Source organism: Mycetocola lacteus (assembly GCF_003667575.1).
In the GTDB taxonomy this organism is placed as follows: domain Bacteria; phylum Actinomycetota; class Actinomycetes; order Actinomycetales; family Microbacteriaceae; genus Mycetocola; species Mycetocola lacteus.
In genome coordinates this window covers 23,497-40,191 of sequence record NZ_RCUY01000011.1, presented here as the reverse complement: position 1 = coordinate 40,191, position 16,695 = coordinate 23,497, and the positions used below count along the sequence as shown (strand labels likewise).

The following is a 16,695-nucleotide window of genomic DNA, read 5'->3' as shown; positions in this document are numbered from 1 at the left end:
AAAATGAGGTGAGATCTGCACATCTTCGACTGATAGCCTGTCTGGCAACCACGGGGAGTATAACGATGACATCAGGTACCAACCAGTCCGAAGCCCGCTTTGACTTTGTGGTGGTGGCCAACCGTTTGCCGGTAGACCGCTACACCACTGCCGAGGGCGAGCCGGGGTGGCGGACATCTCCGGGAGGGCTGGTGACTGCCCTCACCCCGGTGATGGAGCGCCTGGGTGGCGCATGGGTGGGATGGGCCGGTGCCGATACCGAGGGCATCTCGCCGTTCACCCACAACGGCACCCGAATCGTGCCGGTTCCGCTCAGCGCCGAGGAGGTGGAGAGCTACTACGAGGGCTTCTCCAACGACACCCTCTGGCCGCTCTATCACGACGTGATCGCGCCGCCCACCTATCACCGCGAGTGGTGGGACTCCTATGTGAAGGTCAACCGGCGCTTCGCCGAGGCCGCCGCCGAAACCGCGAACGAGCGCGCCACCGTCTGGGTGCACGACTACCAGCTGCAGCTGGTGCCGGGCATGCTGCGTGAGCTGCGTCCCGACCTCACCATCGGTTTCTTCAACCACATTCCCTTCCCCGCCTACGGCCTGTTCTCGCAGCTGCCGTGGCGGACCCAGATCATCGAGGGTCTGCTCGGTGCCGATGTAATCGGCTTCCAGCGGGTTGCTGACGCCTCCAACTTCACTCGGGCCGTGCGTCGCCTGGTCGGCTATGAGACCAAGGGCACCAGCGTCTATGTGCCGTTGGAATCCGACTCCGCGCCCGGACAGACCGGCGGCTACCGCCGCGGCGGTCCCACCCGTCACGTGCTCGCCAAGCACTTCCCGATTTCGATCGATTCGGCCAGCTTTGAGGCCCTGGCGCGCACCCCCGAGGTGCAGGCCCGGGCGGCCGAGATCCGCTCGGACCTGGGCGGCTCGGGCAAGATCCTGTTCGGCGTAGACCGGCTGGACTACACCAAGGGCATCCGTCACCGGCTGAAGGCCTACGGGGAGCTGCTGGCCGACGGGCGGATTGACCCCGCCGACGTGACCCTCATCCAGGTCGCCAGCCCGAGCCGCGAGCGGGTGGAAACCTACCGCCAGCTGCGCGATGAGATCGAGCTCACGGTGGGCCGGATCAACGGCGACTTTGGTCAGATCGGGCACTCAGCTGTGCACTATCTGCACCATGGCTATCCGCGTGAGGAGATGGTGGCGCTCTACCTCGCCTCCGACGTCATGCTGGTCACCGCGCTGCGCGACGGCATGAACCTGGTGGCCAAGGAGTATGTGGCCACCCGCTTCGATCAGGACGGTGTGCTGGTGCTGAGCGAGTTTGCCGGGGCTTCGGATGACCTGACCCAGGCGCTGCTGATCAACCCGCACGACATCGAGGGTCTCAAGGACACCATCATGACCGCGATCAACATGCCCCAGCCCGAGCGGGCCAAGCGGATGAAGTCGATGCGGAAGAAGGTGCGCGAGAACGACGTGGAGCGCTGGTCTACCGCGTTCCTGGCCGAGCTGGAACGCTCGGCCGCCGCGCGCCTGGATGAGGCGCGCGGGCACCGGGTCGGGGCGGAGCAGCAGTGACTGCGACTGGCGAAGGCGCATCGGCTCCGGAACAGCACGGAGCTGAGGTGAACCCGGCGGCGGGCCTCGACCCCATCCTTGAGGCGGCTCTGAGCCGTTTTGCCCAGAACCCCCGCATCCTGGTGGCGCTGGACTTTGACGGGACCCTGGCCCCGATCGTGGATGATCCGATGAGCGCCCGCGCGCTGCCCGAATCGGCCGCGGCCATCGCCGAGCTGCGCGGCCTCACGGACACCACCGTGGCCCTGGTCTCGGGGCGCGACCTGGCCTCGCTGGATGCGCTGTATCCGGACTCCGCGGGCATCCTCATCGTCGCCTCCCATGGCGGCGAGTACCGTCTGGGTGAGGACGCCGGACCCGAGCCCACCGAGGCCGAACGGGCACGGGTCGCGGCACTGGTGCAGGCACTTGAGCGTGGAGCCGCCGGGATCGCCGGGGCCTGGGTGGAACCCAAGCCGCTGGGGGCCGCCGTCCATACCCGTCTGGCCGAGCAGGTCTCGGTGCCGGCACTGCACGGTGCCGCGCGTGCCTGGGTGCGCGCCAACGATCCCGAACTGAGTGAACGTACGGGAAAAGATGTGCTGGAATTTAGTATTTTGTCGGCCACTAAGGGCGACGGAATTGCACGTTTGCGCGCACATACCGGTGCCGATGCGGTGTTCTATGCCGGGGACGATGTGACCGATGAGGACGCCTTCGCGGCCCTTGAATCCGGGGATTTCGGACTCAAGTGTGGGCCGGGGGAGACGCGGGCCGAGCATCGGGTCGCGGGCCCGCGCGAGGTTGCGCTGGTACTTCGTGCGCTCGCCCGTGCACGTGCATCACGCGCATATGCCAAAACGGTCACGGATTAGGTCCTAGACTCTCTTTATGTCCGAGATTGACCTGAAGCCGCGAAGTCGCGCAGTAACCGATGGAATCGAAGCCACCACGTCCCGAGGCATGCTCCGTGCCGTCGGAATGGGAGACGCCGACTGGGACAAACCCCAGATCGGTATCGCATCCTCGTGGAACGAAATTACCCCGTGTAACCTCTCGCTTGACCGGCTTGCTCAGGGCGCCAAGGAAGGCGTCCACTCCGGTGGCGGATACCCGCTCCAGTTCGGCACCATCTCCGTCTCCGACGGTATCTCGATGGGCCACGAGGGCATGCACTTCTCGCTCGTCTCGCGCGAGGTCATCGCCGACTCGGTAGAAACCGTGGTCATGGCCGAGCGCCTGGACGGCACCGTGCTGCTGGCCGGCTGTGACAAGTCGCTGCCGGGCATGCTGATGGCCGCCGCCCGCCTCGACCTGGCCAGCGTGTTCCTCTACGCCGGATCGATCGCCCCGGGCTGGGTCAAGCTCTCCGACGGCACCGAGAAGGACGTCACCATCATCGACGCCTTCGAGGCCGTGGGTGCCTGCAAGGCCGGCACCATGAGCGAGGAAGACCTCAAGCGCATCGAGTGCGCGATCGCCCCGGGTGAGGGTGCCTGTGGTGGTATGTACACCGCCAACACCATGGCCTCGGTCGCCGAAGCCCTGGGCATGAGCCTCCCCGGCTCGGCCGCGCCGCCCTCGGCCGACCGTCGTCGCGACTACTTCGCCCACCGCTCGGGCGAGGCCGTGGTCAACATGCTGCGTCTGGGCATCACCGCCCGCGACATCCTGACCAAGAAGGCGTTCGAGAACGCCATCGCCGTAGCCATGGCCTTCGGTGGTTCGACCAACGTCGTGCTGCACCTGCTCGCCATCGCCCGCGAGGCCGAGGTTGACCTGACCCTGGACGACTTCAACCGCATCGGCGACAAGGTTCCCCACATCGGTGACCTCAAGCCCTTCGGTAAGTACGTCATGAACGATGTGGACCGCCACGGTGGTATCCCCGTCGTGATGAAGGCGCTGCTGGACGCCGGCCTGCTGCACGGTGACGCACTCACCGTGACCGGTAAGACCGTGGCCGAGAACCTCGCCGAGCTGAACCCCGACCCGCTGGACGGCGAGGTCATCCGCACCCTGGACAACCCCATCCACGCCACCGGTGGTCTGACGATCCTGCACGGTTCGTTTGCCCCCGAGGGTGCCGTGGTGAAGACCGCCGGCTTCGACGCCGAAATCTTCGAGGGACCCGCCCGGGTGTTCGAGCGCGAGCGAGGTGCCATGGACGCACTGACCGAGGGCAAGATCCAGGCCGGAGACGTCGTGGTTATCCGCTACGAGGGCCCCAAGGGGGGACCGGGTATGCGCGAGATGCTGGCCATCACCGCGGCCATCAAGGGTGCGGGACTCGGAAAAGATGTACTACTATTAACGGACGGTCGATTCTCAGGCGGCACAACCGGACTGTGCATCGGCCACATAGCACCCGAAGCAGTGGACGCAGGTCCTATTGCATTCGTGCGCGATGGTGATCTCATTCGGGTCAATATCGCAGCTCGCTCTCTTGACCTACTTGTCGAGGAGTCCGAGCTGGCCGCCCGCCGTGAAGGCTGGGCACCGCTTCCCCCGCGCTATACCCGTGGCGTACTCGCAAAATACTCTAAGCTCGTTCGATCGGCCGCTGAAGGCGCGATCACCGGCTAATTTTGCGTCCCCAGTCAGATCATCATCACTTGAGGAATCATTTGTCACATGTCAGCTGACACTCCCACCCCACGTCCCCAATCCGATAGCCCGATCCCGGGTCCGGCTCGTACCGACACTCCGGTGCTGACCGGTGCCCAGGCGGTTGTGCGCACGCTGGAACTGCTGGGGGTGACCGACGTGTTCGGTCTCCCCGGCGGGGCCATCCTGCCGGTCTATGACCCGCTGATGGACTCCACCGAGCTGCGCCACATCCTCGTTCGTCACGAGCAGGGTGCCGGCCACGCCGCTCAGGGTTACGCCGCGGCCACCGGCAAGCTCGGTGTCTGCATCGCGACCAGCGGTCCCGGTGCCACCAACCTGGTGACCGCGATCGCCGATGCCCACATGGACTCGGTCCCGATGCTCGCGATCACCGGTCAGGTGTTCTCGAACCTGATGGGAACCGACGCCTTCCAGGAGGCCGACATCGTGGGTATCACGATGCCGATCACCAAGCACTCCTTCCTGGTGAAGGATGCCAAGGACATTCCGGCAACCCTGGCCGCGGCGGCACACATCGCCACGACCGGTCGTCCCGGCCCCGTCCTGGTGGACATCACCAAGGACGCTCAGCAGGACTCGGTGCCCTTCATCTGGCCGGTCACCCTCGACCTGCCCGGCTACCGTCCGGTCACCAAGGCTCACGGCAAGCAGATCAACGCCGCCGCGCAGCTGATCCTCGAAGCCAAGCGTCCGGTGTTCTACGTGGGCGGCGGCGTGATCCGCGGCCGTGCCTCGGAGGAGCTCCTGGAGCTGGCCGAGCGCACCGGTGTGCCGATCGTCACCACCCTGATGGCCCGTGGTGCATTCCCGGACTCGCACCCGCAGAACCTGGGCATGCCCGGCATGCACGGAACGGTTCCCGCAGTGCTCGCGCTGCAGGAATCCGACCTGATCGTGGCCCTCGGTGCCCGCTTCGATGACCGCGTGACCGGCAAGGCGGACCTGTTCGCCCCCGACGCCAAGGTTGTTCACGTGGACATCGACCCGGCCGAGATCTCCAAGATCCGGATCGCCGATGTGCCGATCGTGGGCGATGTGAAGGACGTCATCGGCGACCTCTCCGCCGCCTACGCTCAGGCCCTGCCCGAGACCACCCCGGACATCGCCGAGTGGTGGACCCGCCTGAACGGTCTACTCGCCGAGTTCCCGCTGGGATACGCGCCGACCACCGACGGCCTGCTCGCCCCGCAGCACGTGATCTCGCGGATCGGTGAACTCACCGGCTCCGAGGGCACGTTCGTCTCGGGTGTGGGTCAGCACCAGATGTGGGCCGCGCAGTTCATCAAGTATGAGCGCCCCAACGGTTGGATCAACTCCGGTGGTGCCGGCACAATGGGCTACGCGGTTCCCGCCGCGATGGGTGCCAAGGTTGCCGAACCCGAGCGTGTAGTCTGGGCGATTGACGGCGACGGCTGCTTCCAGATGACCAATCAGGAGCTCGCCACCTGCCGCCTCAACAACATCCCGATCAAGGTCGCGGTGATCAACAATTCCTCGCTGGGTATGGTGCGCCAGTGGCAGACCCTGTTCTATGACGGACGCCACTCCAACACCGACCTCAACACCGGTCACGACACCGTGCGCATCCCCGACTTCCTGAAGCTCGCGGACGCGTATGACTGCCTGGGCATCCGGGTGGAGCGCGAGGACCAGATCGACGCCGCCATCAAGCTCGCGCTGGAAACCAACGACCGCCCCGTGGTCATCGACTTCGTCGTCTCGGCGGACTCGATGGTGTGGCCGATGGTTCCGCAGGGAGTATCCAACAGCTTTGTTCAGTACGCTCGGGAGCACGCTCCCGCATTCGATGAGGAGGTCTAAGCCATGTCGCGTCACGTTCTCAGCCTCCTCGTGGAGGACAAGCCGGGTCTGCTGACCCGCGTTGCCGGTCTGTTTGCCCGTCGCGGATTCAACATTGAGTCGCTCGCGGTGGGTGCCAGTGAGGTCGAAGGCCTCTCGCGCATCACCGTGGTCGCCGAGGTGGACGGTCTGCCGCTCGAGCAGGTCACCAAGCAGCTCAACAAGCTGATCAACGTGATCAAGATTGTGGAGCTGGACCCGACCCAGTCGGTGGAGCGCGAACACCTGCTGATCAAGGTTCGGGTGGATAACACCACCCGCTCGCAGGTTCTCGAAGCCGTGAACCTGTTCCGTGCTCGCGTGGTCGATGTGGCCACCGACGCCCTGGTGATCGAGGTCACCGGAGACACCGGCAAGACCCAGGCGTTCCTGCGCGTCCTTGAGCCCTTCGGGATCAAGGAGCTTGCACAGTCGGGCCTGCTCGCGATTGGACGCGGTTCGAAGTCCATCACCGAGCGCGTTTTCAAACACTAAATTTCCGTGCCCCAACGGGGAACACGGTCCAACACTTGCGGATCCGCACCGGCGGCCGCGGGATCAAACAAGGAGAATAACCAGTGACTGAGATTGTCTACGACCAGGACGCCGACCTGACGCTCATTCAGGGCAAGAAGGTAGCCATCATTGGCTACGGCTCGCAGGGCCACGCACACGCGCTCAACCTCCGGGACTCGGGCGTTGAGGTCGTTATCGGCCTCAAGGACGGCTCCAAGTCCATCACCAAGGCCGAAGAGGCCGGCTTCGCCGTCAAGAACGTTGCCGACGCCGCCGAGTGGGCCGACTTCATCATGATCCTGGCGCCGGACCAGCACCAGCGCTCGATCTACACCGAGTCGGTCAAGGACAAGCTGACCGAGGGCAAGACCCTGGCCTTCGCCCATGGCTTCAACATCCGTTTCGGTTACATCGAGGCACCCGCCGGTGTCGACGTTGTGCTGATCGCCCCGAAGGCTCCGGGCCACACCGTGCGTCGCGAGTTCGTCGCCGGCCGCGGAATCCCGGACATCGTTGCCGTTGAGGTTGACGCCACCGGCACCGCCTGGGACATCGCCCTGTCCTACGCCAAGGCCATCGGTGGAACCCGCGCCGGTGTCATCAAGACCACCTTCACCGAGGAGACCGAGACCGACCTGTTCGGTGAGCAGGCTGTTCTCTGCGGTGGCGTTTCGCAGCTGGTTCAGTACGGCTTCGAGACCCTGACCGAGGCTGGCTACCAGCCGCAGATCGCCTACTTCGAGGTGCTGCACGAGCTCAAGCTCATCGTGGACCTGATGTGGGAGGGTGGCATCGCCAAGCAGCGTTGGTCGGTCTCCGACACCGCCGAGTACGGCGACTACGTCTCCGGCCCTCGCGTGATCACCCCCGAGGTCAAGGAGAACATGAAGGCCGTTCTCTCCGACATCCAGACCGGTGCATTCGCCAAGCGCTTCATCGACGACCAGGACAACGGCGGCAAGGAGTTCCTGGAGCTCCGTGCCAAGGCCGAGAAGCACCCGATCGAGACCACCGGTCGCGAGCTGCGTTCGCTCTTCGCCTGGAAGCAGCAGGACGAGGACTACACCGACGGTTCGGCTGCACGCTAATCGTTAGCTGTTAGCTTCTAGCCGAAACCCGCCCCGGAGGATTTCTTCCGGGGCGGGTTTGTGCGTCCTGCTAGGGTGGGCCACAGCACCACGCGCGAAGGGGACCCGCACACATGACCGATCAGCACACCATTCGATCCGTGTACACCGAGGCGCTCGGCACCGATATCGACAGGCTCAAGCCCGAGGTGCGCGAGTACGTGGTCGGTCCGGGGGAGCAGGGTATCGGTGTGGGCACCGGAGTTTTCGAATCAGCCGGAACCAAGTTTGGCCGGCTGACCTGGCTCGCCATGCCCGTGGTCGGGCCGGCGATGCTGCTGGATCGACACGAGAAAAACGTCCCCTTCACGATCCTCAACCAGCCCGGAACCGATGAGCATGGAGCCCCCACCCTCGCCGCCTTCCGCCTTTTCCGTTTCCGCCGAGTCACCCGAGCGATGAGCGACATCATCCTTGCCGGACCCACGCCGGGTACCCTGCGCAACCGGGTGGGTACCTGGCGTGTGATCGAAATCATCCTGCGCTGCACCGCGACCGAACGGGGTCACCTCTCCCTGCGCTCGGAGGAGTGCGCGCTACGCCTCGGCCCGCTGCGACTGCGTCTGCCTCGCCTGCTCGGCGTGAGCGTCCGCGTAGAGGACGGCTGGGACGCTGAAAACAATCGCCGCACCGTGCAGGTGCTCGTGACCAATCCGCTGCTGGGCACCGTCACCAACTACCGCGGCCATTTCACCTACTCCCTGGTCTAGGGTCTAAGTGAAGGACCCCTCGCCCATTCCTGGTGCCGGGACACGAGGGGGATGATCGGGGGAGAATGTACACCGAAACGCTGCGTGGTCCACGCGGGCTGACCTGGCTGGGTATCACGGCGGCGGTTATCGCCGCCGGATCGGAATGCCTGATTATTGGGTCGCTGGGGCCTGTCTGGGGAACCCCCGCTTTCCCGGTGCTTGTCGCGGCGGGAATCTGGCTGCTCCTGATCCTTGGTCTTGCGAGTGCCGTGGGAATCCTGAACCGCACCAGAGTGTGTGTGAGCGAGGGCGAGATTCGCGGCTATCTGTCTCCGCTGCGAGTTGTGCGCATCCCGGTAACGTCCATCGTCGCGATGCAGAAAGTCACGGTTTTGCCGCGCGCCGCGGGTGGCGTTGGTTATCGCCTGATGCCGGGGAAACGGTTCTTGTTGCTGAGCGGAGGCCCCGCGGTCACGCTGACGGTGCAGAATCGACCCGTGTATACCCTGCGTTCGGAGTGTCCCGAAGAGCTGATGTCTGGCATTGGTCGAGAGGCGCGGCGCGTCCGGTAATCTGGAGGTATGAGCACCCCCTCCGATGACGACGCCCTGAGCTGGGCCGGCGACGCGACCGATGCCACGCTGGTTGGTCAAAACCCGGCCGTAGCCCCCAAGAAGAAGCCCGCCAAGAAGTCTCAGGTCCCCGCCGCGGGCACCGAGGTGGCTCCGGGATGGCGCGTGGTGGGCGGACCCAAGGCCGAGGTCGCCGTCAACACCGGTGGCACTCAGATGAGTTCGGTGCTGCTTCTTGTGCACGGGATCCTCGCCGGTGTGTACCTGCTCTACATGATCGGTTGGCTGCTCTCGATTGGAACCATCGTGTTTGGTGGTGCCGACCCGCTGGCAACCGGAATGACCTCGATCGGTAAGATCCTCGCCGTCCTGGCACCCGCACTGTGGTTTGGCGCCACCCTGTGGAATACCCGTCAGGCCGAGTCGCTGCGCTGGCGCGTGGTGGCCCTGATCGTCGGTGCCATCGTCCTGGCCCCGATTCCCTTCCTGCTTGGAGTGCGCTAATGACCGAATCCACCCCCGGCACCACTCCGTCCGCTTCGTCCGCTCGGGATGAGGAAATCGTGACCGAGAGCGAAACTCCCGAGTCGACACCCACGCATACCGGCACGGTTTCGACCTCCGCGACCGACGCTGCTCGGTCCGGAACCGCCGACGGTAACAAGCGCTCCGCCACGGACCTCGACAGTGCTGACGCCGACATCCACGATGCAGGTGTTGACGATGCGGATCCTGCCGATGACGACCTCGATGCCCTGGCCACCCCGGCCGAGAAGGCGACCCCGATCTCGAAGGTTCGCCGCTGGCTGACCATCGCGATTGCCGTGGTGTTTGGTCTGCTCTTCGCCTATCAGGTGTGGGGCGGTGTGGGCAGCGCGATTACGATTCCGCGTCGGGTTTCCGAAGCCGGTGGCTCGGTATCGGCCCTCGGCTGGACCATGCTGATCCTCAGCATCATCGTTCCGCTGATCGCGTTCTACCTCTCCTACCGGATCGGTCGTCGTCGTGGCTGGATCTCGATGATCCTCACCTATCTGGTTGGTGTGGCGGCCTCTTCGGCCATCGCACTGAGCCTCGCCGCCGCGTTTTTCCTGGCCTAATACCACCCGCGGGTGAACGATCGTTCACCCGCGGCAAAAGTGGAATGAATCACCTAGTAGAGTGTACGTACCTGGCGTCCCGATGATGCGGCGCGAGTCTTCCCAACCCTCGTTCCAGAAGGATTTGTTTTCGTGTCGAAACCCGTCGTCCTGATTGCTGAAGAACTCTCGCCCGCCACTGTCGATGCCCTCGGGCCCGACTTCGATATCCGTAACGTGGATGGCACCGACCGTCCCGCCCTGCTCTCGGCCCTGGCCGAGGCAAACGCCATTCTGGTGCGCTCGGCCACCCAGGTAGACGCCGAGGCCATCGCCGCGGCCCCGCACCTGCAGGTCATCGCCCGCGCCGGCGTGGGCCTGGACAACGTGGACATCAAGGCCGCCACCAACGCCGGTGTCATGGTGGTCAACGCCCCGACCTCAAACATCATCTCGGCCGCCGAGCTGACCGTGGGTCACATCCTCTCGCTCGCCCGTCACATCCCCGCCGCGCACAACGCGCTGGCTCAGGGACAGTGGAAGCGTTCGAAGTACACCGGTACCGAGCTGTTCGAGAAGACCGTCGGTATTATCGGCCTGGGCCGCATCGGCGCGCTGATCACCGAGCGTCTGAAGGCCTTCGGCGTCAAGGTTGTAGCCTATGACCCCTACGTCACCTCGGCTCGTGCGCAGCAGCTCGGCGTGACCCTGCTGAGCCTGGACGAACTGCTCGCCCAGTCCGACTTCATCACCATCCACATGCCCCGCACCCCCGAGACCATCGGCATGATCGGTGCCGAGCAGCTCAAGGCCATGAAGAAGACCGCGTATGTGGTCAACGTGGCCCGCGGTGGCCTGATCGATGAGGATGCCCTGCACGACGCCCTGGTCGCCGGTGAGATCGCCGGTGCCGGCCTCGACGTCTTCGTGAGCGAGCCCCCCACCGACCAGAAGCTGCTGGGTCTGGAAAACATCATCGTGACCCCGCACCTGGGTGCCTCGACCGAGGAAGCACAGGAGAAGGCCGGCGTTTCGGTGGCCAAGTCCGTGCGTCTCGCTCTCGGTGGCGACCTGGTGCCGGACGCGGTGAACGTTGCCGGTGGCATCATCGACCCCTACGTGCGTCCGGGCATTTCGCTGGTCGAGAAGCTGGGTCAGATCTTCTCCGCCCTGACCGTTTCGCCGCTCTCCAGCGTTGAGGTCGACATCCGCGGTGAGATCACCAACTTCGACGTTTCCGTGCTGAAGCTGGCCGCGCTGAAGGGTATCTTCAGCCAGGTTGTGAGCGAGTCGGTGTCCTACGTGAACGCCCCGCTGCTGGCCGAGGCCCGCGGTGTCGAGGTGCGCCTGGTCACCGACCCGGTCAGCGAGGACTTCCGCGACGTCATCACCCTGCGCGGTGCGCTGGCCGACGGATCGCAGATCTCGGTGTCCGGTACCCTCACCGGTCCCAAGCAGATCGAGAAGCTCGTCGCCATCAACGGCTACGACATCGAGGTGCCGATCGCCGAGCACCACGTCGTGATGCTCTACACCGACCGTCCCGGAATCGTTGCCCAGTACGGTGCACGCTTCGGTGAGGCCAACATCAACATCGCCGGCATGCAGATTGCCCGTACCGAGGCCGGCGGCCAGGCACTCACCGTGCTGACCGTGGACTCCCCGGTCTCGGAGGAGCTGCTCGAGCAGGTTCGCACCGACATCGACGCCGCGATCGTGCGCGCCGTGGGTATCACCGCGTAACACTCAAACATCAAACGGCGGGGCCGGAGGATTTTTCCTCCGGCCCCGCCGTTTTGGTCTGTGAGGACGCTACTTTTCGATCTCCACGACGGGGGAGTCGGGTGCATTGCGTCGCACCGAGTCGATGCCGTTCAGCGCACCCGATTTCGAGGCGTATCCCTCCGAGACCGCGATGATCTCGCCGTTTCCCGCCTTGAGCCGGAAACGGTACTCGCCCGCCTTATCCGTGTAGAGCTCAAACTTTCCCGCCATGATGCCCCTTTCTCCGGTCCGGCGCGGCGCGCCCGAATCCTGATGTCAGATTAGTTGCGTGCCGTCCGGAAAATAGCCCCCAGTGCGAGTCACGCGCGCGACCCATCCTGTCCGGGGATAGCTGTCCACAGACCGACTCCGCCCTCAATTTCTCCACAGCTTTGGCCACCAAATGCTTTTTGCGTCCGCGATTCATAGCGTTGACGGGGAGGAGAAAACACGGGGAGCGATGGCAAATAAATTTGGACCACGAAAACGACAACGGACGGAGCGCGAAACCCGGAGATCGAGGCGCGCGGGCGGTAAGGCCGGTCTTTGGTTTCCCAGAGGCCAACCGACCGACGAATCCACTGAAGAAATCGATCTTCCCCGGAGCTTTACGATGGTTATCCGTCGCGTCCGCCTTGTCCGCAGCGGAATGCTGGTGGAGTTCGCCGTTGTACTTGCTCAGCGGGATCATCGTGGGAAATCACATGAGGTGATGTCGATAGATACCCGGAATCACGGGACCGTGCACCGACACGGGCCTGGGCACGGTCCGCCCGAGACGATTGAGGAGATCTCCTCGCCAAACATTTTGGAACGTGCTCTGTCGGAGGCCATAGACGAGACGTATGCTGCGTACAACCGGATCATAGAAGGGAATATCGAATGACGTCGCACTCACGCATCCGCGTGCACACTGAGGCCGCCAGAAGGATCACATACAGCCTGATGTCTCCTCAAATCTCTCCAACGGTTCACCGAGACACACGGGGCCGCTCCGCCTATGTCATCGTCCTGCACGACTCTCGAATATCCGAAGCCCTGCACCGCGTCACCGAGTTGGGTGTCACGGTTAACGTCATGGTGGCTTTTGAGCAGAGTTTTGTTCCGATCCAGGTGACCCCGGGCCGCGGGAGGCGTGGCATCGGTGTGCCGGCGGTGATGCTGGAGACTTCGAGTACGGCGGAGGCCTTCTGGCACCTCCTTGAGTACCAGCCGACAGATGAGATCCGTCTCCGCTGGGGCAATCAGACCTTCAGCGTTACACGGACTCGGGAGCGATGGGCGTATCAGGCCGCCGAGGTGCCCGCGGGCGGCGGCCCAGGGACTGCTTGAGTTCCCGCACAAAGGCGGTGTTTGCCTCACGGCTCAGGTGAGTGGCAAGTACATCCTGCATCCCATAGAGTTCGATCACCAGCGGGGGCTGCTCGTCTCGTGTATCGATTGTGAACACCACGCCGTGATGACGCATGCGTTGGGCCACCACAAACCGTGATTCGATTTTCACGATGTCTCTTCTGCCCACCTCGAAGATTTTACGATTGCCGCGACGTTTCCCGTGCCACAGCTGAAGCGAGCCCCGAGAAGCCACGAGGGTGAGACCACTCAGCACGGAACGCTCTCGGAGTCGAATTCCGGTAAACGGTTCGAGGCGTTGGGGGAGGGTCCTGCCCGGTGCGACCCACCACACCAGCGCATCGGGATTCGCTTCTCGGAGCGCACGTGCGCGCAGGCGGGGATAGCGCGAACGCCAGGCGATGATTGGTAGGACGATGGCGATTCCCAGCACGGTACCGATAATGATGGCCAGCATCGCGTCCCCATCGGGGACAACCTGAATCACCCCGAAGAGCACAACGTAGATCAGAACGATCACAAAAAAGATGAGGACCGAGCGGATGACGAGCTCTTCGCGTATGGTCTGCCGAAGGGTTTTGGGCCCTGAATCGTCAACAATGGTGATCATGCATTCCCCCGAGAACCCATCCTAGTGTGACAGGCGGGAACGCCCGTGGTTCGGCTAAGCGGCCTGCTCCGTGGACTCCGCGAGGGTGCGGCGGATCTCGGCGGCGAGAGCCCGGGTGGCGTGCTGGGTGAGGTAGGACGGCAGCACGTCGTGGACCCCCAGGAAGCCCAGGAGGTGCTGGTCGCCGGCCCGATCACGCACGGTCAGTGCGATGCCGATGCGGCGATTCATGCCGGCGGTGAGGCGGCCGGTTTCCACTCGGATGATGGAGCCTGCCGGGAGGGTCAGGATCTGTCGGGAATCGGTGCGCTCGGTCTGAAAGAAGCCCAGCCCGGTGGGTTCGGCGACCAGTGCCAGGCCGTCGGCAAGTTCCCGGCGGGTGAGGTCTGGGCCGCCCAGCGCGGAGAGTGCGGGTCCGAAACTATCGGCCGGGGTGATCCACCAAACCAGGGCGTCCGGGCGCTCGGTACGCAGCGCACCAATTCGGCGACGGGCGCGCACACTCATCAGCGCGAGTAGCCCGATCCCCGCGGCGATCACCACCAGAATGCCCAGGGCGAGGACCAAGATGCGGGGGATCGGCAGGATCTGATCCAGCACATCCAACAGGACAAACACCACCACAATCGCGACGGCGACGGCCAGCGCGGTGTAGGCGGCAAATTCGATTCGGTTTGAGCGGCGCAGGCGCGCTCGCGGGTGCGGGCGGGTCATTGCAGTTCTCCTCTTCGGGTTGGGCGAGGTTAGGTGGTTCGGGTGGGAATCAGTCGGTGCACAACCGCCAGGATTGCCTCGGCGGGTACGGCATTGGGAGTGGGGACAGTGCTGTCCTCGGGGGTGCGCAGCACCGAGTCGTAGTACATGCCGTCGCTGATCAACATGACCGTCTCGGCAAGGACCGGATCGCCCAGCTCTTTCTCCAGCAGGGCGATGGTGTCGCGGCGAAAGCGCTGGAGGCAGGCGATGGCCCGGTGATCCTCCTGAGCCAGCCGGTTGAGGGCGATGGTGGCGTGGTCAAAACGGTCGTCGCTGAACAGTGAGGTGCGAATCAGACTGTCCACAACTCCGTCGGGGGAGGCCGTCATCTCGGCCAGGTACTCGGCCGAGAGGACATCGGCCCGGGCGATCAGGCCCAGGATCAGTGCGTCTCGGGAGCCGAAGTGGTAGAGCAATCCACCCTTGGAGATGCCCGCCTGGGCGGCGCACGCCTCGATGGTGGTGGCCCGTTCCCCCTGGGTGATGAGCAGGGATTCGAACGCGTCGAGGATGCGTTCTCGTGTTGTGCTCTCGGCAGCCATGCGACTCCTTTCGACTGAAATTCACGATCATATTGATTGTATACCGTCCAGACGGTACAGTAAATAAGTTCGTAATTGAAGAGGTGAACATGCTTTCCGTCAACCGCACCGCGGCAGACTCGCTCAGCCGTACCCGCCGCTGGGCCGCACTCGTTGTGCTGATGCTCCCGGTGCTGCTCGTATCGGTGGACAACACCGTCCTAAACTTTGCCCTCCCGGCCATCTCGGAAGCGCTGACCCCGTCGGCCACCGAGTTGCTGTGGGTGGTCGATATTTATCCGCTGATCCTCGCGGGCCTGCTGGTCCCGATGGGCAGCCTCGGCGACCGCCTGGGTCGTCGAAAACTCCTGCTGATCGGATCGATCGGCTTCGGCCTGGTTTCGGTCTTTGCCGCGTTTGCCGGTTCGGCCGGACAGCTGATCCTCGCCCGTGCCCTGCTCGGTTTCTTCGGTGCCATGCTGATGCCCTCGACCCTGTCGCTGCTGCGCAACATCTTTACCGACCGTAACGAGCGTCGCCTGGCGATCGCCGTGTGGGCCAGCGCGTTCTCCGCCGGTAGCGCCCTGGGTCCGGTCGTCGGTGGCCTGCTGCTGGGCAGCTTCCCCTGGGGATCGGTCTTCCTGCTGGCCGTGCCGATGCTGCTGCCGCTGGTGATCCTGCTGCCGATCCTGATCCCCGAGTCCAAGGACCCCAACCCCGGCAAGATTGACTATCTGTCGATCCCGCTGGCTCTGGGTACCATGGCCCCGTTTGTGTTCTCGATCAAGACCTTCGCCGAGGGTGCGAACGTGCCCCTGGCGGTTATCACCCTACTGATCGGTCTCGCCTGCGGTGTCACCTTCGTGCGTCGTCAGCTGCGCATCGAGAGCCCGATGCTGGACATGACCCTGTTCCGCCGCGGCCAGTTCTCCGGTGCGGTGCTGATCAACCTGCTCAGCGTGGTTGCGCTGGTGGGTGGACTGTTCTTCGTCTCCCAGCACCTGCAGCTAGTGCTGGGACTCAAGCCGTTTGATGCGGCCCTGGTGCTGGTGCCCGGTCTGATCGTGATGATCATCGCGGGCCTCGGTGTGGTGCCGGTCGCCAAGCGGGTGCGTCCCTCGATCGTGATCCCGGTCGCCCTGCTCACGAGTATCGCCGGCTACGTGCTGGTGGCCCTCACAGGCGGCGACATCGGCGCCTACGAGATGATGGTGGCCTTCGCCCTGCTGGGCCTCGGAATCGGTGCCGCCGAAACCGTGTCCAACGAGCTGATCATCTCCGGTGCTCCGCCGGAGAAGGCCGGGGCGGCGTCGGCCGTGTCCGAGACCGCGTACGAGCTGGGTGCGGTGCTGGGTACCGCGACGCTCGGTACCGTACTGTCCGCCTACTACCGTGCCGGGGTGGTGCTGCCCGAGGGTCTGACCCCCGAGCAGGTGCACGCCGCCGGGGAAACCCTGGGTGGCGCGGCCAATGTGGCCGAGACCCTGCCGCCGGACCTGGCGGCAACCCTGCTGGAATCCGCCCGTCATGCCTTCGACAGCGGTGCCGGTGTGGTCGCCTGGATCGGTGCGGGCCTGGTGGCCGCCGCCGCAATCGTGGGTGTCTTCACGCTGCGTAACGCCCGCTAGTCTCACCCCACACAACCCCGGATGCCCCGTGCATCCGGGGTTGTG

At 64.5% G+C, this 16,695-nt stretch carries 16 protein-coding genes; 12 read left to right on the top strand and 4 right to left on the bottom strand.

What is annotated here, in order from left to right; translation table 11 throughout:
• The first annotated feature begins 65 nt into the window (after positions 1-65).
• From otsA to serA, 11 genes are all read left to right on the top strand, one after another.
• Positions 66-1,583: an alpha,alpha-trehalose-phosphate synthase (UDP-forming) gene (otsA, locus tag D9V34_RS12490; protein WP_121686966.1), complete on the top strand. Its 1,518-nt coding sequence runs from the start codon at positions 66-68 to the stop codon at positions 1,581-1,583.
• The gene (otsB, locus tag D9V34_RS12485; RefSeq protein WP_121686965.1) at positions 1,580-2,437 is read left to right on the top strand and encodes a trehalose-phosphatase; all 858 of its coding nucleotides are present in this window, start codon (positions 1,580-1,582) and stop codon (positions 2,435-2,437) included. Before otsA ends, otsB begins: the two co-directional genes overlap by 4 nt.
• 16 nt (positions 2,438-2,453) lie before the next feature.
• The gene (gene ilvD / locus D9V34_RS12480) at positions 2,454-4,148 is read left to right on the top strand and encodes a dihydroxy-acid dehydratase (RefSeq protein ID WP_030148609.1); all 1,695 of its coding nucleotides are present in this window, start codon (positions 2,454-2,456) and stop codon (positions 4,146-4,148) included.
• Between the two features lie 48 nt (positions 4,149-4,196).
• On the top strand, positions 4,197-6,014 hold the full coding sequence (locus tag D9V34_RS12475) for an acetolactate synthase large subunit (protein WP_030148610.1): 1,818 nt from the start codon (positions 4,197-4,199) through the stop codon (positions 6,012-6,014).
• A gap of 3 nt (positions 6,015-6,017) precedes the next feature.
• Positions 6,018-6,527: an acetolactate synthase small subunit gene (gene ilvN / locus D9V34_RS12470; protein WP_121686964.1), complete on the top strand. Its 510-nt coding sequence runs from the start codon at positions 6,018-6,020 to the stop codon at positions 6,525-6,527.
• An 83-nt stretch (positions 6,528-6,610) separates the two neighbouring features.
• Complete coding sequence (ilvC, locus tag D9V34_RS12465) at positions 6,611-7,636, top strand: ketol-acid reductoisomerase (protein ID WP_121686963.1); 1,026 nt, start codon at positions 6,611-6,613, stop codon at positions 7,634-7,636.
• Positions 7,637-7,749: 113 nt separating this feature from the next.
• The gene (locus D9V34_RS12460; RefSeq protein WP_121686962.1) at positions 7,750-8,385 is read left to right on the top strand and encodes a DUF4166 domain-containing protein; all 636 of its coding nucleotides are present in this window, start codon (positions 7,750-7,752) and stop codon (positions 8,383-8,385) included.
• Positions 8,386-8,450: 65 nt separating this feature from the next.
• A complete protein-coding gene (locus D9V34_RS12455) occupies positions 8,451-8,939 on the top strand; it encodes a hypothetical protein (RefSeq protein ID WP_121686961.1) in 489 nt (162 codons plus the stop codon).
• A 9-nt stretch (positions 8,940-8,948) separates the two neighbouring features.
• Entirely contained in the window at positions 8,949-9,443 is a 495-nt protein-coding gene (locus D9V34_RS12450; RefSeq protein ID WP_121686960.1) for a hypothetical protein, read from the top strand.
• A complete protein-coding gene (locus tag D9V34_RS12445; RefSeq protein ID WP_121686959.1) occupies positions 9,443-10,039 on the top strand; it encodes a hypothetical protein in 597 nt (198 codons plus the stop codon). The genes D9V34_RS12450 and D9V34_RS12445 overlap by 1 nt, the downstream gene beginning before the upstream one ends.
• 132 nt (positions 10,040-10,171) lie before the next feature.
• Complete coding sequence (serA, locus tag D9V34_RS12440; protein WP_121686958.1) at positions 10,172-11,761, top strand: phosphoglycerate dehydrogenase; 1,590 nt, start codon at positions 10,172-10,174, stop codon at positions 11,759-11,761.
• Positions 11,762-11,830: 69 nt separating this feature from the next.
• Here the strand turns inward: serA and D9V34_RS12435 are convergent, their stop codons facing one another.
• From D9V34_RS12435 to D9V34_RS12415, 4 genes are all read right to left on the bottom strand, one after another.
• Positions 11,831-12,013: a YegP family protein gene (locus D9V34_RS12435; RefSeq protein ID WP_121686957.1), complete on the bottom strand. Its 183-nt coding sequence runs from the start codon at positions 12,011-12,013 to the stop codon at positions 11,831-11,833.
• Between the two features lie 1,027 nt (positions 12,014-13,040).
• The gene (locus tag D9V34_RS12425; RefSeq protein ID WP_121686955.1) at positions 13,041-13,745 is read right to left on the bottom strand and encodes a hypothetical protein; all 705 of its coding nucleotides are present in this window, start codon (positions 13,743-13,745) and stop codon (positions 13,041-13,043) included.
• A gap of 54 nt (positions 13,746-13,799) precedes the next feature.
• Complete coding sequence (locus D9V34_RS12420) at positions 13,800-14,459, bottom strand: hypothetical protein (RefSeq protein WP_121686954.1); 660 nt, start codon at positions 14,457-14,459, stop codon at positions 13,800-13,802.
• A 29-nt stretch (positions 14,460-14,488) separates the two neighbouring features.
• Entirely contained in the window at positions 14,489-15,043 is a 555-nt protein-coding gene (locus tag D9V34_RS12415) for a TetR/AcrR family transcriptional regulator (protein ID WP_121686953.1), read from the bottom strand.
• 89 nt (positions 15,044-15,132) lie between these two features.
• Between D9V34_RS12415 and D9V34_RS12410 the strand changes: the two genes are divergently transcribed.
• Positions 15,133-16,650, top strand: coding sequence for an MFS transporter (locus D9V34_RS12410; protein ID WP_121686952.1), 1,518 nt, complete (start codon positions 15,133-15,135; stop codon positions 16,648-16,650).
• The last annotated feature ends 45 nt before the right edge of the window (positions 16,651-16,695 follow it).